This window comes from Odoribacter splanchnicus DSM 20712 (assembly GCF_000190535.1).
In the GTDB taxonomy this organism is placed as follows: domain Bacteria; phylum Bacteroidota; class Bacteroidia; order Bacteroidales; family Marinifilaceae; genus Odoribacter; species Odoribacter splanchnicus.
In genome coordinates, this window is record NC_015160.1 from 1918844 (window position 1) to 1937512 (window position 18669).

19 protein-coding genes are annotated in these 18669 nt (G+C 43.6%); 6 read left to right on the top strand and 13 right to left on the bottom strand.

The window, feature by feature from the left end:
* Positions 1-96: 96 nt before the first annotated feature.
* Entirely contained in the window at positions 97-678 is a 582-nt protein-coding gene (locus tag ODOSP_RS08050; protein ID WP_013611846.1) for an RNA polymerase sigma factor, read from the bottom strand.
* Positions 679-688: 10 nt separating this feature from the next.
* On the bottom strand, positions 689-1195 hold the full coding sequence (locus ODOSP_RS08055) for a hypothetical protein (RefSeq protein WP_118577236.1): 507 nt from the start codon (positions 1193-1195) through the stop codon (positions 689-691).
* Positions 1196-1372: 177 nt separating this feature from the next.
* On the opposite strand from ODOSP_RS08055, the gene glyA reads away from it, so the two are divergent.
* Positions 1373-2653, top strand: coding sequence for a serine hydroxymethyltransferase (gene glyA, locus ODOSP_RS08060; RefSeq protein WP_013611848.1), 1281 nt, complete (start codon positions 1373-1375; stop codon positions 2651-2653).
* Positions 2654-2708: 55 nt separating this feature from the next.
* Here the strand turns inward: glyA and ODOSP_RS08065 are convergent, their stop codons facing one another.
* The gene (locus ODOSP_RS08065; protein WP_013611849.1) at positions 2709-3914 is read right to left on the bottom strand and encodes a serine hydrolase domain-containing protein; all 1206 of its coding nucleotides are present in this window, start codon (positions 3912-3914) and stop codon (positions 2709-2711) included.
* Positions 3915-3932: 18 nt separating this feature from the next.
* Positions 3933-4496, bottom strand: a complete 564-nt coding sequence (gene coaD, locus ODOSP_RS08070; RefSeq protein WP_013611850.1) for a pantetheine-phosphate adenylyltransferase — start codon at positions 4494-4496, stop codon at positions 3933-3935.
* Between the two features lie 144 nt (positions 4497-4640).
* Between coaD and ODOSP_RS08075 the strand changes: the two genes are divergently transcribed.
* The gene (locus ODOSP_RS08075) at positions 4641-6494 is read left to right on the top strand and encodes a biotin/lipoyl-containing protein (RefSeq protein ID WP_013611851.1); all 1854 of its coding nucleotides are present in this window, start codon (positions 4641-4643) and stop codon (positions 6492-6494) included.
* Between the two features lie 62 nt (positions 6495-6556).
* Here the strand turns inward: ODOSP_RS08075 and ODOSP_RS08080 are convergent, their stop codons facing one another.
* Positions 6557-6955, bottom strand: a complete 399-nt coding sequence (locus ODOSP_RS08080; protein WP_013611852.1) for a hypothetical protein — start codon at positions 6953-6955, stop codon at positions 6557-6559.
* 303 nt (positions 6956-7258) lie between these two features.
* Here ODOSP_RS08080 and ODOSP_RS08085 point away from each other — a divergent pair, with 303 nt between their 5' ends.
* Together ODOSP_RS08085 and ODOSP_RS08090 are read left to right on the top strand one after the other, a co-directional pair.
* The gene (locus ODOSP_RS08085) at positions 7259-8770 is read left to right on the top strand and encodes a potassium/proton antiporter (RefSeq protein WP_013611853.1); all 1512 of its coding nucleotides are present in this window, start codon (positions 7259-7261) and stop codon (positions 8768-8770) included.
* Between the two features lie 12 nt (positions 8771-8782).
* A complete protein-coding gene (locus tag ODOSP_RS08090) occupies positions 8783-9301 on the top strand; it encodes a C40 family peptidase (protein WP_013611854.1) in 519 nt (172 codons plus the stop codon).
* A gap of 2 nt (positions 9302-9303) precedes the next feature.
* On the opposite strand, the gene ODOSP_RS08095 is transcribed toward ODOSP_RS08090, so the two are convergent.
* The 8 genes from ODOSP_RS08095 to ODOSP_RS08130 form a co-directional block, all read right to left on the bottom strand.
* Entirely contained in the window at positions 9304-9603 is a 300-nt protein-coding gene (locus tag ODOSP_RS08095; RefSeq protein WP_013611855.1) for a thioredoxin family protein, read from the bottom strand.
* Positions 9604-9634: 31 nt separating this feature from the next.
* Positions 9635-10498: a hypothetical protein gene (locus ODOSP_RS08100; RefSeq protein ID WP_013611856.1), complete on the bottom strand. Its 864-nt coding sequence runs from the start codon at positions 10496-10498 to the stop codon at positions 9635-9637.
* Positions 10495-11418: a FimB/Mfa2 family fimbrial subunit gene (locus ODOSP_RS08105; RefSeq protein ID WP_013611857.1), complete on the bottom strand. Its 924-nt coding sequence runs from the start codon at positions 11416-11418 to the stop codon at positions 10495-10497. The genes ODOSP_RS08100 and ODOSP_RS08105 overlap by 4 nt, the downstream gene beginning before the upstream one ends.
* Positions 11408-12268: a hypothetical protein gene (locus ODOSP_RS08110; RefSeq protein WP_013611858.1), complete on the bottom strand. Its 861-nt coding sequence runs from the start codon at positions 12266-12268 to the stop codon at positions 11408-11410. Before ODOSP_RS08110 ends, ODOSP_RS08105 begins: the two co-directional genes overlap by 11 nt.
* Positions 12269-12353: 85 nt before the next feature.
* On the bottom strand, positions 12354-13343 hold the full coding sequence (locus ODOSP_RS08115; RefSeq protein ID WP_013611859.1) for a FimB/Mfa2 family fimbrial subunit: 990 nt from the start codon (positions 13341-13343) through the stop codon (positions 12354-12356).
* A gap of 262 nt (positions 13344-13605) precedes the next feature.
* Entirely contained in the window at positions 13606-14211 is a 606-nt protein-coding gene (locus ODOSP_RS08120) for a GNAT family N-acetyltransferase (protein WP_228026167.1), read from the bottom strand.
* 222 nt (positions 14212-14433) lie between these two features.
* Positions 14434-14679: a thioredoxin family protein gene (locus ODOSP_RS08125; RefSeq protein ID WP_013611861.1), complete on the bottom strand. Its 246-nt coding sequence runs from the start codon at positions 14677-14679 to the stop codon at positions 14434-14436.
* A 56-nt stretch (positions 14680-14735) separates the two neighbouring features.
* Positions 14736-16532 (bottom strand): LysM peptidoglycan-binding domain-containing protein, encoded by a 1797-nt coding sequence (locus ODOSP_RS08130; protein ID WP_013611862.1) that lies wholly within the window; start codon positions 16530-16532, stop codon positions 14736-14738.
* A gap of 124 nt (positions 16533-16656) precedes the next feature.
* Here ODOSP_RS08130 and ODOSP_RS08135 point away from each other — a divergent pair, with 124 nt between their 5' ends.
* Positions 16657-17460, top strand: coding sequence for a PASTA domain-containing protein (locus ODOSP_RS08135; RefSeq protein WP_013611863.1), 804 nt, complete (start codon positions 16657-16659; stop codon positions 17458-17460).
* Positions 17461-17484: 24 nt separating this feature from the next.
* Entirely contained in the window at positions 17485-18546 is a 1062-nt protein-coding gene (locus ODOSP_RS08140) for an RluA family pseudouridine synthase (protein WP_013611864.1), read from the top strand.
* Positions 18547-18669 lie beyond the last annotated feature (123 nt).

Below are 18669 nucleotides of genomic sequence, written 5' to 3' on the forward strand. Positions count from 1 at the left end.
TGTTGCATAACTTAACGCTATATATTATATAGACACAAAAGTTTAAAAAACGTGCAAAAGGAAACGAAAAAATATAAATTTATTTGAGTAATATTTCTATTCGCTGTCTATCCATTTCCCGAAACGCCCCTGACATATCAGAATAAACAAACTCAACCCCAATGCCGCTGTCAACTTCCGCCGGAGGATTTCCTTTCCCCGGCGCAATTGGCTGCGCACGGTTTCTTCTGTGATATCCAACTGACGGGCAATGTCGCGGTTGTCCGCTCCATCCAATTTCAAGATAAAGATGTCACGACAACGGGCGGGCAAACGGCGGACGGCGTCATAAAGTTCGCGATATACTTCCTCCTCCATCATCCGACCGACAAAATCATCTTCTTTCAGCATATCCTGATCCTCTATCGGAATCCCGCGCCGGTCGCGCAAGTAATTCAACAGACGATTGTGTATTGAACGGTATAAATAAGTTGTAAACGAATGCATTTCTGCCAATTGCCGGCGTTGTTTCCACAGATAACAGAAGAACTCCTGAACAATATCTTCCGCGATCTCCCGTTCCTTGACAATACGACTGCTATAGACCACCAACGGAGCATAGTATTCCCGAAAAACAGCCGTATAGGCCTCCCTATCTCCTTGCGATAATCTTTGTATGACAGACGCGTCTATTTTCATACTTCCCAGTTCAACGCATATATTTTAAATTCAAGGCATACATCACGATAAAGATAACAGCAAAAATAGCAGAAAACAACATACCGGCAAGTACCATAAAATTAAAACCGGCAAAATAAGGCAGCACAAACAACATCAGGATTTGAGCCGCCGTATAGAAATAAAAACCGATACGGCGCAATTGAAACATCAGAATAGCTCCCAGCAAACTAATCACACTCAACACCAGGTTTATGACAGCAATCTCTTTAGCATGTACAAAAGTGGCCTGTAAACTCGCCATGGTCGAACTCAGGATATCGGAAAGCACGGCAGAATCGCCCCCCTGGTCCATACCGTTCAGCATGGAAGAATAATGTTCCATCTGCATCGATGAATCGGTCAATCCGGCTGTAAATACGGAAAATAAATTGGATAAAGTTCCCCAACCACTACCGATAAAGGTAAGAATACACAATACCAATAAAAAAGTCGGGCGCTGAAACTGGTTCTGCTGTTCTTCAAAAGGATTTTCCATGTTTTTCAATTCTGTTTGTTCACATTCTATTGGGTACAAAGATACAAAATTCAAAAAATATCTAACCGATTACATCACTTTCAATTCAAAACTTTTCAGCAAATAAAAGTTTGAAATGCTTTGCTTTGGAAAAGGATTTAATTTAATTTTGACAAAAATATTTTTAACTACTTAACTATGGAAAGAGATACCGTTATATTTGACCTGATTAAAAAGGAGTGCCAGCGTCAAAAAGAAGGAATCGAACTGATTGCTTCTGAAAATTTTGTGAGTGATGAAGTCATGGAAGCCATGGGTTCGTGCCTGACTAATAAATATGCAGAAGGTTATCCCGGAGCCCGTTATTACGGTGGTTGCCAGATCGTCGACCAGACCGAACAATTGGCGATCGACCGGGCATGTAAATTATTCGGTGCCGAATATGCGAACGTGCAGCCTCATTCCGGAGCACAAGCCAATGCTGCCGTATTTTTTGCTTGTATGAAACCGGGCGATACTTACCTGGGACTGGATTTGGCTCACGGAGGTCACCTGTCTCACGGATCACCTGTCAACCTTTCAGGAATCAACTATAAACCGATCGCTTATCATGTAAAAGAAGATACCGGTCTGGTAGACTATGATGAAATGGAACGCCTGGCACTCGAACATAAACCGAAAATGATCGTTTCGGGAGCTTCTGCTTATTCCCGTGACTGGGATTATAAACGGATGCGTGAAATCGCCGATAAAGTAGGTGCTATATTGATGTATGATATGGCTCATCCGGCCGGTTTAATCGCCAAAGGCTTGCTGAACAATCCGTTCGAATATTGCCACATTGTAACGACCACCACGCACAAGACCTTACGCGGACCGCGTGGAGGTATGATTTTACTTCCCAAAGATTTCCCGAATCCCTGGGGATTGAAAACGCCGAAAGGAGAAATCAAGATGATGTCACAAGTCATCAATTTTTCAGTATTCCCGGGACAGCAAGGCGGACCGCTCGAACATGTCATCGCAGCTAAAGCTGTTGCTTTCGAAGAAGCGTTGTCTGATTCTTACACCGAATATGCAAAACAAGTGCAGAGGAACGCAAAAGTTTTGGCACAAGCTTTCATGGATAAAGGATATAAAGTGGTTTCAGGCGGTACAGACAACCATTGCATGCTGATCGACCTGCGGACTAAATTCCCGGAACTGACCGGTAAAAAAGCTGAAAATACCCTGGTAAAAGCCGACATTACGATCAACAAAAACATGGTGCCTTTCGACAGCCGTTCTCCGTTCCAGACTTCCGGTATCCGTGTCGGAACTCCGGCTATTACAACCCGTGGTCTGAAAGAAGAGGATATGAAAGTGATCGTCGACATGATCGACCGGATCCTGTCGAATATCGACGATGAAAACGTCATTGCAGAAGTGAAGAAAGAAGTCAATACGATGATGAATCCCCGTCCGATGTTCGCCTGGTAATAGGAAAATATAACCCATTAAAAGCTGCCTTAAGGGCAGCTTTTTTGTTTTCCTCTCACTCCAGGATCTTAAAAGCAATATCGAGATAAGCATCCATATCGATCGTTTTCTCCCGGATATATTCGTCACTGCGTTTATGCCCCAAACGAATCACGATAGCATTTTTCTGAGGAATGACGAACATATACTGTCCTCCTAGCCCCCGAAACGCAGGAAACCGCATCTCTTTGTAATGCATAATCCAGATTTGAAAACCATAATAATCCAATGATCCGTCTCCGAACTCATTTTCCAGATATCCGGCTGGAGTTATCGCTTCATTCAGATAAGTTTCGGAGATCAGCTGCCGGCCGTTCCAATTTCCTTTATTCAGAATCAAACGTCCGAGCCGCGCCAAATCCCGGGCCGTCGTATTGAAACAACAATATGTTTTCTCATCCCCGTCTTCCCGGTCCAGGTTCCACAAAGCGTCGTTGCAGGCTCCCAGGGGTTTCCATAATTTTCTTTCAGCATATTCACTGATACTCACCGGGCTATGGACTTTCACTTCTGTCTTAAAGATCCCCCACTCATATTCCTTCTCTTTATGCACCTTATCTAAAGCTGCTTCGAGCACAAATGAAAGTAATTGAGTATCACCGCTTTTATAGGAATACTTTTTTCCAGGTTCTTCGACTACTTTCAAATCCATAATCAAATCCCGGATCCGATCACCATAGTAAGCCTGAGTGGTTTTCGAAATCAGGGCGGTATAGGCTTCATCCCAGTCCAATCCCGAACTCATCGTCAAAAGATTGCGGATCGTAATTTTATCCCCCTCCCCGAATTCAGGCAAATATTTGCTGACTTTATCATCCAGACTTTCGATAAATCCTTCGTCATAAGCTATGCCGACCAGCAGGCCGACAATACTTTTGGTAGCGGAAAATATATTGGAAAGCTTTTGCGGTGTCCAATCTTCCCGGTATTCCTCATACCGGATACTATCGTCCTGAATGACGAGATAAGCCACCGTTCCGTATTTTTCGAGATACGCCTCTTCGTCGTCGGTCATCCGGTATCGATTGGCGTCCCTGGCCACCGGCCATTCCCAGCAGGAATCAGCTTTTCCCACCGTATCCGACGGAAAAATATAGGTATCCGAAATATCCGGGAACCAGTGAATCAAAGCCTCCTGCATATAAGTCGGCATCAGCAGAAACAGCAGGGCAATCCCCAGAAACAGCAGGGCACTGATTTTTTTCCATTTTCTGCTCTTCATATTCCGCCGAACTTTTCTTTAACCTCCCTTTTCACATTCCCTCAAATCCTCGGTTGTCAAACGTTCCGGTAAGAAACGGGTGACATCCCCGCCGTTCAAATAAATATTACGGACAATCGTCGAACTTACAAATGTATGCTCGGTCGAGGTCAGCACAAAGACCGTCTCGATACGTCCATCCATGGCCCGGTTAGCTTGTCCGACAGCACGTTCGTATTCAAAATCGGCCGCCGTCCTCAGGCCCCGGATAATGATGTGGGCATTCACCTGCCTGCAAAAATCTACGGTCAAACCGAAATAAGGTTCTACCGTCACCCGATCGGTATCTTCAAAAGCCTTTCTAATCAAACGAATACGACAATCCGTATCGAGAAATTCCTTCTTAACGGGATTGACACCGACAGCAATAATAATCTTATCGAACAATTTCAAGCCCCTTCTTACGATCTCTTCATGCCCGACCGTAAAAGGATCAAAGGATCCGGGAAATACAGCAATTTTTTCCATAGTCGAATAAATCAATTCGGCAAACATAGCGAAACAAACGTTATAAATAAAAGAAAAAGTCAAAAATATTGCCATTCACTTACAATTTAGAAGCAGAAACAAATTCTCACAAACAATTAATGAATTTTTTCTATATTTTCTTGCCACTTTATTAGAAGTTGTCGTTTAAATTTAATATGTTTGTACAAATCAAAATAACAAAATACAAACACTCAAGTTATGGCACAAAAATTATTAATCAGAGATCTTACTTTGAGAGACGGCCAGCAATCTTCTTTTGCAACCCGTATGACTCAGCAGCAGATCGACAGGGTATTACCGTTTTATAAAGATGCAAACTTCTATGCAATGGAAGTTTGGGGAGGAGCTGTTCCTGATTCAGTAATGCGTTACCTGAATGAAAATCCATGGGATAGATTGGAAAAAATCAAAGCCGTAGTGGGTAATGTATCCAAATTAACAGCATTATCCAGAGGTCGTAACCTATTCGGATATGCTCCTTACACAGACGAAATTATCGAAGGTTTCTGCCGCAATTCGATCGAATCGGGCTTAGGAATCATGCGTATTTTCGATGCATTGAACGATGTGAACAACGTCAAATCGACCATTAAATATGTGAAGAAATACGGTGGAATTGCCGACTGTGCAGTATGTTACACCATCGACCCGAAATATCCGAAACTGGGCTTACTCGACAAATTGAAAGGTAAAAAGAATCCGGAACCTGTATTTACCAACGCCTATTTCCTGGACAAAGCAAAACAAATGGCTGCCCTGGGAGCCGACATGGTGACCATCAAAGATATGAGTGGTTTGATCCAACCTTCACGGATTGCAGAATTAATTCCGTTATTCAAACAGAATCTGTCTATTCCGGTAGATTTCCATACTCACTGTACCCCGGGTTATGGATTGGGTGCCGTCCTGATGGCTATCATCAAAGGCGTAGATATCGTCGATACCAATATCTGGAACTTTGCCGGCGGAACCGGAGCCCCTGCTATCGAACTGGTTTATATATTCTGTAAGAAATTAGGTGTCGAACTGGACGTCAACATGGAAGCCGTTGCTAAAATCAACAAAGAGCTTTACGGCATCCGTAAAGAACTGGAAGCGGTAGATGCCAGCAAGCAATTCCCGAATCCGTTCAACCCGTTGACAGACCAGTTACCAGCTGAAATCGACAAAGAATTCGATAAAGCGATCGAAGCTGCCAAAGCAAACAACGAAGAAGCTTTATTGAATGCTTGTCATGCTATCGAGGCTTATTTCAATTTCCCGAAACCCAATGAATTGGTAAAGAAAGCCGAAGTTCCCGGTGGTATGTACAGTAATATGGTCGCTCAGCTGAAACAATTGAATTCTATGGATATTCTGGAAAAAGCTATGGAATTGATTCCGACCGTACGTTTAGCAGCCGGATTGCCTCCTTTGGTAACTCCTACCAGCCAGATCGTCGGTGCACAAGCGGTTAACTGTGCTCTGGATATTAAAGCCGGGAAACCGATGTACAGCAATGTTTCCAATCAATTTGTGAACCTGGTGAAAGGGGAATATGGAAAAACTCCGGTCCCTGTAGATCCCGAATTCCGTCTGAAAATAGCAGGTACCCGCGAGGAAATCCCTTACGATACCAGCAAATACCAAATGCAGCCAAACCCCGAATTACCGGAAGCAGGCGGAGTGAAACTGGCTGCCAATGAGAAAGAAGTATTGTTGCTCGAACTCTTCCCGCAGGTAGCTAAAAACTTCCTGACTAAACAGAAAGTAGCTGCTTATGAAGCACAGCATAAAGCTGACGCACCCCAGGCAGAAAAAGTGGTTGCTGAAGAGAAGAAAAACGAACCGATCACCGGTAAGACAGTAAAAGCACCGATGCCGGGTAGTATTTTACGCTTCACCGTAAAACCAGGCGATACGGTAACCAAAGGTCAGACTGTAGTCATACTCGAAGCCATGAAAATGGAAAACAGTATCGCAACCGACTATGCAGGTACTGTAAAACGTTTGTTGGTAAAAGAAGGTACTACTGTAGCTGCCGATGCTCCGATGATCGAAATCGAAGCTTAATCATTATAAAGTCCATGAAAAATTCTTTCATGGACTTTTTTTATATCCATTCGTCCCAAGCTTTACAAGCCCAATTTGGGAAACATAACCTTTTCGTCCCCCTCGGCCAAAACAGCATCCAGGTCTTCCCCTTCCTGAAGGTAGAGGTTAATATTATTGATCCGGGCAAACTGATGACTACTACGAAAATCCTCATATCTTTCGTCCAATAATTCATTAAAACGGTCTGTCCTTTCTTCCGGAGTCATCTCCTCCCACTCTTCTTCTTCCAGGATATCCAGCAAAAACTCTGCCGCCCAACTTCCCAATTCCTTTTCTTTATTCCAATCCGGCTCGTAACTGTCTAAAACTTTAAAAAGTTCCTGCAAATACGCAGAATCCCCCCACTCTTTATAAACCTGGACCAGATCTTCCTGATCCGGATAAGCTACGGCCAATTCTTCTAATTTTATTTGATCCATACTTTTAGAATATTAATTACTGATTCAAAACTCCGGAAACCTAAAATCCCCCTTCCTATCCTACAGGTAATGCTTCGAATCTTCAAATTCACAATCATTTTGATTTATCAAAAATAATTAAAAATACAGAAATACCAAGACAAAAGATCGGAATTTAAAAAAAATCATACCCCCGGAACAATTAGTATTCAATTCAAAACTTTAACAACTTTTTCGGTATATGAATTTAAAATAGAAACACATACATTGGCATATTATTTGTATTTTTGTATGAGTTATTAAATTTTTCATTTCTACTATCCTATGATCATCGACACAGGCAATATCCTATTGATAGGAGCTGTTCTCCTTTTTTTCAGTATTATCGCCGGTAAGGCCGGTTTTCGTTTCGGAGTTCCCGTTCTGTTATTATTCCTCGGTGTAGGTATGTTATTCGGTAGCGACGGCTTGGGAATACAATTCAATAATCCTCATGGAGCGCAGTTCATCGGTATGATTGCTCTGAGTATCATCTTGTTTTCGGGTGGTATGGATACCAAATACACAGAAATCAAACCTGTACTGGGCCAAGGAGTCATACTCGCCACCCTCGGGGTGGCACTGACAACAGCCATTACCGGTTTCTTTATTTATTGGATTACCGGTCTCGTATCCGATTTTTCTGCTCTCACGCTGACTGAATCTTTGCTAATGGCAGCAGTGATGTCATCTACCGACTCGGCGTCGGTATTTTCCATCCTGCGAAGTAAAAAACAAGGATTGAAAGAACAACTCCGTCCTATGCTCGAACTCGAAAGCGGAAGTAACGATCCCATGGCTTATATGCTGACGTTATTGCTCATCCAAATTATACAAACTCCTGCAGGTGAAACAAACCTATGGTATTCCTTCCTGATGTTTATCGTTCAGATGAGTGTCGGAGCCGTAGCCGGTTTCTTACTGGGAAAAATGGCCGTATGGCTGATGAACCGGTTGAATATCGGCAACCAATCTCTCTATCCCATTCTACTGTTAGCCTGTGTATTCTTTATCTTCTCTATCACCGAGCTGGTGAAGGGAAATGGCTACCTGGCCGTATACATCGCGGGGTTGGTCGTAGGCAATCACAAGATTCAGCACAAGAAAAGCGTCACCACCTTCTTCGATGGATTCACCTGGCTTTTCCAGATCGTCATGTTCCTTACCTTAGGCTTACTGGTCAATCCACGTGACTTGCTGCCCATTGCAGGACTGGGTTTATTGGTGGGTTTTTTCATGATCATTCTGGCACGTCCCATCAGTGTCTTTTTATGCCTGGCTCCTTTCAGGCAAATGAGTACCAAAGCCAAAGTATATGTTTCCTGGGTCGGTCTCCGGGGCGCCGTTCCGATCATTTTCGCCACCTATCCGCTGATCGCCCAGATTCCCTATGCTTCCCTGATTTTCAATGTCGTATTTTTCATTACGATCGTATCTCTGTTGATCCAGGGAACCACAGTCAGCTATATGGCTAACTTGTTGAACTTATCGGAAAAAGAACCCAAACAAGGTAATGATTTCGGCATGGAACTACCGGAAGAAATCAAATCGGCCATGTCAGAAATCGAAGTTGCGGACAACCTGCTGGCCAACGGAAACCGTCTGATGGACCTGAGTCTACCGGACAATACACTGGTAGTTATGGTTAAACGGGGAAATAACTTTTTTATCCCAAGAGGAGGTACCGGTTTAGATATCGGTGATAAACTTCTTGTTATCACAGACAATGACGAAGAATTAATGAAAACCTATAAAAATTTAGGTATCAACGAATATATGATTCAAAAAAATTCATAAGATAGTCCGGGCATGATGAGATATATTCTGATCGGATGTTGTTTCTTTTGCAGCCTGTTCCTGTCTTCCTGTAACAGCACGAAACGACTCGGCCAAACGGCGACTCAGACGAGCCAACTATCCCACCAACTGGGTTTTAAAGTCAATCGTAAAGACGATCTGCGTCTTTTTTCGGAAGCGGCCCGATGGCTGGGAACCCCTTACCGCTATGGAGGTAGCACCCGGAAAGGAGTCGACTGCTCCGGGTTGGTGAATCAGATTTACAAACAAGTCTATCATCGATCCCTCGAACGTTCCAGTAGTGGTATAGCCACCCGCAACTGCCGTAAAATCATGAAAAGCGATTTAAGTAGTGGTGATCTCGTATTTTTCAATACTTCCCGGAAAAAAAGAAAAGGAATAAACCATGTCGGCCTATTCCTTAAAAACGGCTATTTTATCCATGCTTCTACTTCCAGGGGAGTCATCATCAGTAACCTGAAAGAAGATTATTACCGAAAAACATGGAAACAGGGAGGAAGAGTAAAATAAGCCTATTTCAATAATCTCTTCAGAGTCTGCATCAGCTCTTCCTCTTCGATCTCGCCATTCCATCTCCAAAGTTGTTCTCCGGCTTTGTATATCATCATCAAGGGGACAGCCTGCACCTGATAATAATCTACCAACCGCCGGTTAGCCGGATCATCGATATCGAAGCATTGCAAATTCAAATGCTTGTTATTCTCCAGCTTCCGGACGATAGGTAACATTTTACGGCAATGCGGACACCAACTCGCATAAAACATCACAAAAACCGGCAAATTTCCTTTGATCAAAGCCCATAAATTCTCCATAAATACTCTTTTTTAATAAATAACCATTCATTCAAATAATAATATTTCCTCCGTCTATGATTTCCCACTTCCCATCGATTTCGATCGAAATAATCATTTTTTCATCTGTCTCAAATTCTATACTCAACCGGGTAATCACTCCGGGAATCAAATGCAGACGCTGATCTTCGATCTCTATAGGGGTGACCTCGTTTCCTCCCTGCATGCCGATGCTCAGATAAGCCGTTTTATCCCGGTAAGTCGGGAAAGTATTCACTCCGAACCAATAATCACCGATTCCCTGATTGTCAAATCCGATTTGCTTGGTAATATGTGTAGTACCGCCCAAAATAAAATCGGTAGATACCGTAGCTGCAATATCTCTCACCGTCACCTCTATCCCCGTAACCCAGGCCGGTGGGTTCGTCAATTGAATTTCCAAACGCGACACCATCATCTGTAGCCCCACCGACACCGAGTCCTTCGAAGCTTCTACCCTTGAAGTAGCAGCCAGCAATACCGGAGGTTCTTCATGATCCACAATCGAAAACCAGGCTTGCAATTCCCCTTCCCGAAAAGTCCAGTTAAGTTCTTTCGGATCGTACAAATTGGCAACGAACAGATACCAACGGGGTGGTGTTTCTGAAGCTACCGGAATAACCGGATGCTGGCGACAATAAGCATAATCATACCGATAAGAAGAAGTAATCGCTGTTTCGTCGAAAAGAAACAAATCCAATTGCTCGACAAAGAAATAATAAGACCGGTATCCGGCAAACTCTCTCCCTTCGAAAACATAAGGAACTGCCTGCATTTTAAAAAACAAATCTGCACGGCAATCTTCCATGTTGTCATGTTCCCGCAGACAAGCTGTCAATAAAAACATACATAAACCGATCGACCAAACAGCTTTCATTTGTTATCAGGAATTAGCGGTATATCGGGTAAATATTTATTTTCCCAATAATCAAAAATAAAATAAGTCACCGCCAGATTAAAGCTGAGCCAAGCCCCGGGATCGTCATTAATCGTAGCAGTTAGCCGGATATATTTATCGGGTCGAAAAATCAACGGAGGCATATCTTTGGTTTTCTCCTGTCCGGCCTGTGTGATAAACGTTAACTGAAACGGAGAAGAAGTCGTCATCGTCGGCATTGTCACGGCTTGCAATACAACTGTATCTTTGAGTTCAGCATTTATACTATCCAGTTTCCAAGCCTTTCGGATTGTCGTCGAAGTTTCCGACACCGTTCCGTCTATACCGATTTCAGAAGCGATATGCCCGATTTGCATCCGGATAGAATCCAATTGAGCCGGAACTTGTCTCAATACAAGAATCAGTTTCCCGACAGCCCGAGACAAGGTAATAGAAACCGGCTCCATGAACTCGGTTACAATGCGTACATACACATTTCCCAAAAAATAAATATCCTCATTCCCGTCGTCCCTGCCGGGGATAACGATTTCCTGAGGTAAAGTCACTCCCGGAATCAGTTTTCCTTCGATCCGGCCATTCGCATTTCCGACGAAAAATAAGCGATAATCCCCAACAGCCACATTCATTTTAAAGACCTTATCATACCCCGTTCCCCCGCCTCCTTCCAATACTGCAATTCCGGCAGAATCCAAAACCGCCAAAGTCGAATCATACACATAGGTCTGATCGGCTGTCCGACGAAAAGCATAAATAGTCAGGGACTGTATATAATGTTCGAATTTATCCGCACCTTCTACAGCCATCCGAACATTCAGATTCGTTTGTTCGGGTGGTTCTATTTTGGGGGTCGTACATGCGGCCAGCAAAAACAATAAACAGACGATACTTTTATTTCTCATATTGCCAAATCAAATCCCGATTATTCCACCCGGAGTTCGTCACCCCCCTGGTTATATGTTGTAAAGCCGACTGGAAAGTACATTTGACCACTCTCTTTCTCCCTTGTTGGGACGGAAACGAAACCGATTCGCCGGAAAAGACCAATTTTCCCACAGTATCGTAACAACGAACCACCACCTGACTTTGTCCATATTTTTGTACAGACGGCAAGCCAGACATTTCTACGGTATATGAACTATCCACCTGCACGTCGGTCAACGATACCGACAATTCCGGTTCGATCGGTCGTTCTATTAGATTCTGGCGCATAGTGAATCCACAAGCCGTATTGGTCAGCACGACATCGATCCGATCTACACCGGCCGGTACTTGTTGTACCGTCACCTCTACCGCTGCTGTCATCAGCAACATTGCGGAAGACACCAACGTATCGGCCCCGACAATCACACGCCTGGCTCCCCAATAGATGGCAGGTATGGCCTGTTCGCCGGTATAAAAAAAACATATACTGTCCCGTGAAAAAGGAGGCCGCTCAAAAATCCGGTCCGTCGCGACATTCCCTAAAATAAGAACATCATAAACCCCCAAAGGCAAAGTAAAATCAATTTGTCGGGGTTGCATACCCAAATCGTAAACCATCTGACGAAACACCAAACTATCCCGATCCGGAAATTTTCGGAAAAAGAAAACCTGTGCACTATCCATGTGGGCATACCCATCTACTTCCAGTGTCACAGGCAGGGAAAATTCCTCCGATTTTACTTCGACAACCTGCTCCTCCTGACAACTGCCCAAACTGAATACAATTATCATCCAGACCCCAACCGTATAATACCACCCGATCTTCATTTACCAATTAACGATGTTTCATCTTAGCATTTAATTTCGTCCCCCTCTTCCTCTGACACTCCCTCCACCATTTATCATCTGGCATTTAAATCGTAATCGGTGGTTCCTGATCCACATTCCATTCGACATCGACATCGATCAGGGAATTCACATTCACTTTCCAGATATTTCCCGGCTGATCCGGGTCGATAGTAGCCGTCACCTTGGTAATGGTATTTGGTTTCAGCACATATTTAGGTAAAGTTATAGGTTGTTTAGGACCGTTTACCAGATAAAAAGTAGTCAGAAAAGTCGAGCTGTCTCCCGCAACGGTCGGCAGCGTCACATACGTCAAAGTAATGCTGTCTTTTACTTGTTGCCGATACTGATTAGAGACAAAAACATAACTCCCTGTCCTCCCCGGAAAGGTCCCGTTCATATTAAAAGAACTATTTACCATTTCAATATCCATATCGATCCGGTCGACAACACTGGGTATTTTCTCTAAAGTAAGAGCAAACATAGCGACCTTACGGTAAAGAGACAATACCGGCAGATTCGTTTCGGAAGTAGCTCCCACCTGAACCACATCGGAACTTCCCCAAAACAACCGGGAAGCTTCTTCTCCTGACCTTACCACTACCAGTACCTGATTTAAAGTACTTCCTGCGGTCACTCCCTGTAAAGAAACATTCGGCAAGGCATTGCCTAAGGAATCCTGTACATTCCCTACTCCCACGATTTTATAGTTTGCCAGCGGTACAGAATCAAAAACAAACTCCCGGGGTACAGTAAAACCAGGTTGAGTACTCATAGTATTTTCTGTCAATGCTTCCAGTTGGGATTTATCCAACAACATATTCCGGTACAGTACATAATCACCGGTTGTATTTTCCCGAAAAAGAAAAAGATTCAACGATTTTACGTAAGTAGTCAAGTTTTCTCCGACCACCGTTCCGACACGTCCCGCCAAAGCCACTGCGATATTTCCGGTCGAATCCTTCGCAGGAGGGTAGGGTTTGTAACTGTCATCTTCGCGACAGGCCTGCAAAATTATTAAAAGTAGTAATCCCCCGAATAAATATACTCCTCTCATTCTATTCATTTTTAATTTTAAGAGTATACTTCCCTGCTTCCTGAAAAGTTTCGATTTTCCTGTATTTTGTTTTCACAATTTTTATCAGATCGGTAACCGCCGGGAGTTACCTTATCGGCTTTTCATTACAGAACAGGGTATACCTTACACCGGTCTTACCGGAGAAACTTTTACTTCGTTTGTTCCTGCTGTTTATATCGGAGAATATGTTGCCTGTCAGCTGGCTTCTAATCAAGTCAGGGATAAAAAAGGGATATAAAACTTACCCGTGCTCACGCATCTTACAGAAATAATAAAAATCGACCAAATGACCATTCTTGACTGCAGCATGATGCAAAACAGCTTCCTGTCGATACCCCGCTTTTTGCGATACATGCATAGAAGCGGGATTCGTACTGAATACAATCGTGTACAATTTTTCGTAATGAAAATTTTGAAAAGCATATTCGGTGATATCCTCCAACACTTTACTCATAATGCCATGCCCCCAATATTTTTCCCCGATCCAATATCCCACCTCGGCAGTCACTCTTTCTACATCTCCTTCGGATCCGAATCCGATACTTCCCACCGCTTTTCCTTCAACCTCGATAGCAAAACGCATCGGTTTGCCCGGCATGGCTTTTACCATACTGATGTAATCGAATGCATCCTGTTTGGTATAGGGATGCGGAAAATTATCCATTAAGTTATTCCAGATTTTGTTGTTATCGGCATTTTCTGCCAAGGATTCACAATCGGAGTAACTGAATTCCCGGATGACATACCCCTCTCCCTCGATCCGCACTCCCTGTTTTTTTCCCTGTAAAATAAAGAACTCATCTGCCCCACTCGTCGATCGGGGCAACTCGGTTTTACCTGTTTTCATAATTGTCAGATTCTTTCGAATCTCTCCTTTTTCAGATTTGTTTGTTTTAATTTTAAACGCCACAAACATACAGAGATATTTCATCGGGTGTAACTATTTTTCCTCAAAAAATATTCATCCGACGAAAGATATTTCTGACATTCCGAAAACCGGATATTCAAATAATTTTATACATTCGCGGTTTGGATGATCACGAACAGATGAAACATAAAACACTGATAATCAAAGGTGTTTTTCAATCACTTGACGAATTTGTGTTGCTTGCATCGCCCCACTCTGCCGCCAAACCATTTTACCTGCTTTGAATAACATCAATGTCGGTACCGCCTGTACCTGATAGGAATTTACCAACTGCTTTTTCAGGTCTTCCAATACGGGATGCATCATTTTACAAGGTCCGCACCAGGTAGCGAAAAAATCTACGAACACAAGAGTATTTCCCTGAATGATGTCTTCGAATTTTGCCATAACTTTATGCTTTAGGTCTGCTTATTTATATCGCAGATCATGCTGACAAGTTACGCTTATAGGGACTCTATTTTCAATCGGTAGTCGGATCCAAAATTGACGATATAAAAACCCTGATTTTCTTTACCGGCTTGACCTTCCATCTTTTGAAAATAAAAACGCGAAAAATCACCGTTACGCGGATAAAATTCAAGTGCATCCAGTGTCCGGTCCCGGTATTTTGCCGCCAATTCAATAAAATAAAGACTCATATCGAAAGCCTTATAGGCCAGATTATTCGGTTCGGTATAAAAATATTTCCGGTATTTTAAGGCAAACCGTTTGGCAGGCTCCGTGGTATTGTCCACATAACTATAGGTAAAGATCTTCGTATTCAGTTTGAAATAAGTCTCATGATCTACCGAAGTAAAGGCCTGCCATTCCGGGAAGCCGACGACGGTAATCCGATAACCATCCGTTAAAGCCGATAATACCGGTAATATCTTACTGACTTCAGCTTCTTTCGTAGTAGGCAGAATGATTATATTTTCCCGGTCGGGCAACAATTGCAAACGCAATCCATCCAACGGAACTGCCGAAGTATTCCAATCATAAAAATTCATACTGCCGATCCGATGCATATACTCCTTAAACAAGCGAATATCTTCCAGGTCCGAATGACTGACCTCGTTCCCTGTCAGATTCAGACAAACCAGATTCGCTTCTTCCGCTTCTTCGCGCAACCAATCACTCATCGCAACAGTCAGTGCTTTCATAGAAGGGTTGACCTGGATAAAATCAGGATACACGCCAAATTCTTCACTTCGGGAAGATAAGGGATAAATGACCGGGATATTTTTATTCGTTAAATCATCCATTAAGGCCTTATACACCGAGCCATATACCGGACCGATGATCAGGTCGGGATGAAACCGGTCGATTTCATCGACCATAGTATACATTTTCTCTGCACTCCGTTCGGTATCGAAAACCTTCAGGTTAACTTTGTATCCTTGATTTTTCAAGCTGTCCACCGCCAGCAATACCCCTTCATAAAAAGAAATAAATTGCTCGGAGCGGGCAGAAATCTGTACCGGCATTTTTTCCACCAGCGTATCGACAAATACAGGATAATCTTTTGCAGAAAAAGGGAGCAGTAAAGCCACCTTCACAAAAGGATCGACAGGCATCACTACTTCGGAGATATAATCCGGAATCTCCATTTTATCGGTAGCCCCGATAACAGTCGTAGTCTCTTTTTCCGGTTCTTGTTCCGTTTTTTCGTTTTTTTGCATCAGGGCATTTTGCAGGATATCGGTCACGGACGCTTCTTCCACTTTTTTCACGCTCTCGTTTCGAACCGGACGCTCAGGGCGAATCTCCTGCTTTTTTCCCACCGAAGCTTCGATTTCTTCTTCACCCAATACAGAAAGATCGATTTCAGCCAAAGGCAACTTCACCACAGCTCCTACCGCCAGGGGTTGATTCTGGGCATATCCTTCATTGAATTTCAATAAACGTTTCGGTTTTATCTTATAAAGCCGGGCGATGGAATAGAAAGTCTCTCCTTTAACCACTTTGTGATAATAAAATTTGTCGTCCTGTTGCACAAAAGGATCGGTATAAGGCACTTTCAATACCTCGTATAAACTCAACGCATTATCTTTCTTATCATTTAAACTCTTTACCTCGTCGATGTTCGCTCCGTATGCCTTACATATCGAATACAAAGTCTGACCGGGTTGCACGGTATGCAAATAATAACTCTTTCCCCGAATCACAACGATATCGTTGGACTTTGTTACCGCAGTCCCTTGCCCGATTACCTGACCGCAAGACCATAAAAGCAAAAACAGAAATAATAATTTTAGCATAGCTATTCCTATTAATAAGCAGCAAATTTAGAAAAAATAGTAGATAATTTAAAAATCTGCGCTATTTTTGCAAGTTGATGAACCCAGGCTTTCACAACAAAGGCCATAAACCAAATTGTAACCGATGAAAAAATTTCCGGCAAGACTCACCTTTTACCTGCTGAATCTGTTAGCAGCCATTCTTCTCGTTTGTGTGATAGGTTATTTTGTTCTATCCCATCTGGAGAGTTATACCCAACACGGACAATTTATTCCGGTTCCTGCCTTTAACGATTTGACAGTGGAGGAAGCACACGCGGTAGCCCGGCATGCTCATTTAACTGTTGTGGTGACCGACTCCCTGTATGACGATGCGGCCAAACCGGGAGTCGTGCTCGAACAATCACCGGTAGCCGGAGCACACGTTAAAGAAAACCGTCTGATCCATCTGATCATCAATGCCCATAACCCTGAAAAAGTGGTTTTCCCGAACCTGCAGAATGCTGCTTACCGGCAGACACTGCAAACCCTGACCAGCCGGGGATTCAAAATCGGTCATATCGAATATGCCCCGTCTGAATTTCATAATCTGGTATTGGATCTTAAACATGACGGAGAAAATATCGTTCCAGGGAGCTTATTGACCAAAGGAGCCGTTATCGATATCGTGTTAGGAAGTGGAAATGGAAGGAATACAGTCGTTCTCCCGCAACTGACCGGGAAAAATCTGCAGGAAGCCCTGGATATCCTTCGTAAATCTTACCTGAATCTCGGCGAAGTACTCCCGGATGCCAGTATAAAGAGTAAAAACGATGCCTACTCGGCTGTCATCTACGAACAGGATCCTTTGGGCGAGACGACAGTCGAAGGAGGTACTTATGTCAACCTGCATATCACCCTGGAAAAAGATAAAATTGCAGCACTCGACTCCTTGATGGTTACCGAATAAAAACGTGAACTAAAACAGCATCCTATGCCCGAATTTGAAGAAGAGGAAGAATTATTGGAAGAAGAAGAGGAAGGACAAGCATCCGAAATGTACGAACACCACCGGATCGAAGCGGATAATGGCCAGAATCTGCTCCGGGTGGATAAATTTCTGATGTCACGTCTGCCGAATGCTTCCCGCACAAAAATTCAGGAAGCTGCCGATGCCGGAAATATTCTGGTAAACGGGAAGGCTGTCAAATCGAGTTATAAGGTAAAACCCAAAGATATCGTATCGGTCGTCATGGCCTATCCCCGTCGGGAAATCGAGATCATACCGGAAAATATCCCCCTGAACATCGTTTACGAAGACGACGACCTGATGGTAGTCAATAAACCCGCCGGGATGGTAGTACATCCCTCCTACGGGCATTATACGGGCACTTTGGTGAACGCTCTGGCCTGGCACCTGAAAGGTAATCCGCTTTTTAAAGACAATAACGATCCGCGTCCCGGATTAGTCCACCGGATCGATAAGGACACGTCGGGATTATTGGTCATCGCCAAAACCGAAAAGGCCAAAACCCATCTGGGATTACAATTTTTCAACAAGACTTCCGACCGGAAGTATGTAGCCGTTTGTTGGGGTAACCTGGAAGACGAAACCGGAACGATCACCGGACATATCGGGCGCAACCTGACCAACCGCAAAGTCATGGCCTGTTTTCCGGACGGCAGTCATGGCAAACACGCCGTAACGCATTACCGGGTATTGGAACGCCTGGGCTATGTGAACGTAGTTGAATGTATTTTGGAAACCGGCCGAACCCATCAGATCCGTGCTCATTTCAAATATATCAAACACCCGCTTTTCAACGATAAAGAATACGGGGGAAATGAAATTCTGAAAGGTACCACCTTTGCCAGGTACAAACAGTTTGTCAACAACTGCTTCGAAATTTGTCCCCGACAGGCACTGCATGCGAAAACCCTGGGATTCGAACATCCCACCACAGGTGAACGCCTGTCGTTCGACTCGGAAATCCCGGACGATATGCAGCAACTGATACAAAAATGGCGGGCTTATATCCTATCCCGGGAAGAATAACAGGGATTCCGGGACGGTTCTTCCATCCCACTTTTTCTCAAACAAATCGTTCGGGCAACCAATCACCAGGCATTTCCCGTCAGGCCATACTCCCGCCCTCTTTCTCTACATAATGTAACAATA

Excerpts from the sequence above, each read along its gene's own strand:
- ODOSP_RS08050 (WP_013611846.1), bottom strand. The coding sequence starts at position 678 with ATGAAAATAGACGCGTCTGTCATACAAAGATTATCGCAAGGAGATAGG.
- ODOSP_RS08055 (WP_118577236.1), bottom strand. The coding sequence starts at position 1,195 with ATGGAAAATCCTTTTGAAGAACAGCAGAACCAGTTTCAGCGCCCGACT.
- glyA (WP_013611848.1), top strand. The coding sequence starts at position 1,373 with ATGGAAAGAGATACCGTTATATTTGACCTGATTAAAAAGGAGTGCCAG.
- ODOSP_RS08065 (WP_013611849.1), bottom strand. The coding sequence starts at position 3,914 with ATGAAGAGCAGAAAATGGAAAAAAATCAGTGCCCTGCTGTTTCTGGGG.
- coaD (WP_013611850.1), bottom strand. The coding sequence starts at position 4,496 with ATGGCAATATTTTTGACTTTTTCTTTTATTTATAACGTTTGTTTCGCT.
- ODOSP_RS08075 (WP_013611851.1), top strand. The coding sequence starts at position 4,641 with ATGGCACAAAAATTATTAATCAGAGATCTTACTTTGAGAGACGGCCAG.
- ODOSP_RS08080 (WP_013611852.1), bottom strand. The coding sequence starts at position 6,955 with ATGGATCAAATAAAATTAGAAGAATTGGCCGTAGCTTATCCGGATCAG.
- ODOSP_RS08085 (WP_013611853.1), top strand. The coding sequence starts at position 7,259 with ATGATCATCGACACAGGCAATATCCTATTGATAGGAGCTGTTCTCCTT.
- ODOSP_RS08090 (WP_013611854.1), top strand. The coding sequence starts at position 8,783 with ATGATGAGATATATTCTGATCGGATGTTGTTTCTTTTGCAGCCTGTTC.
- ODOSP_RS08095 (WP_013611855.1), bottom strand. The coding sequence starts at position 9,603 with ATGGAGAATTTATGGGCTTTGATCAAAGGAAATTTGCCGGTTTTTGTG.
- ODOSP_RS08100 (WP_013611856.1), bottom strand. The coding sequence starts at position 10,498 with ATGAAAGCTGTTTGGTCGATCGGTTTATGTATGTTTTTATTGACAGCT.
- ODOSP_RS08105 (WP_013611857.1), bottom strand. The coding sequence starts at position 11,418 with ATGAGAAATAAAAGTATCGTCTGTTTATTGTTTTTGCTGGCCGCATGT.
- ODOSP_RS08110 (WP_013611858.1), bottom strand. The coding sequence starts at position 12,268 with ATGAAGATCGGGTGGTATTATACGGTTGGGGTCTGGATGATAATTGTA.
- ODOSP_RS08115 (WP_013611859.1), bottom strand. The coding sequence starts at position 13,343 with ATGAGAGGAGTATATTTATTCGGGGGATTACTACTTTTAATAATTTTG.
- ODOSP_RS08120 (WP_228026167.1), bottom strand. The coding sequence starts at position 14,211 with ATGAAAACAGGTAAAACCGAGTTGCCCCGATCGACGAGTGGGGCAGAT.
- ODOSP_RS08125 (WP_013611861.1), bottom strand. The coding sequence starts at position 14,679 with ATGGCAAAATTCGAAGACATCATTCAGGGAAATACTCTTGTGTTCGTA.
- ODOSP_RS08130 (WP_013611862.1), bottom strand. The coding sequence starts at position 16,532 with ATGCTAAAATTATTATTTCTGTTTTTGCTTTTATGGTCTTGCGGTCAG.
- ODOSP_RS08135 (WP_013611863.1), top strand. The coding sequence starts at position 16,657 with ATGAAAAAATTTCCGGCAAGACTCACCTTTTACCTGCTGAATCTGTTA.
- ODOSP_RS08140 (WP_013611864.1), top strand. The coding sequence starts at position 17,485 with ATGCCCGAATTTGAAGAAGAGGAAGAATTATTGGAAGAAGAAGAGGAA.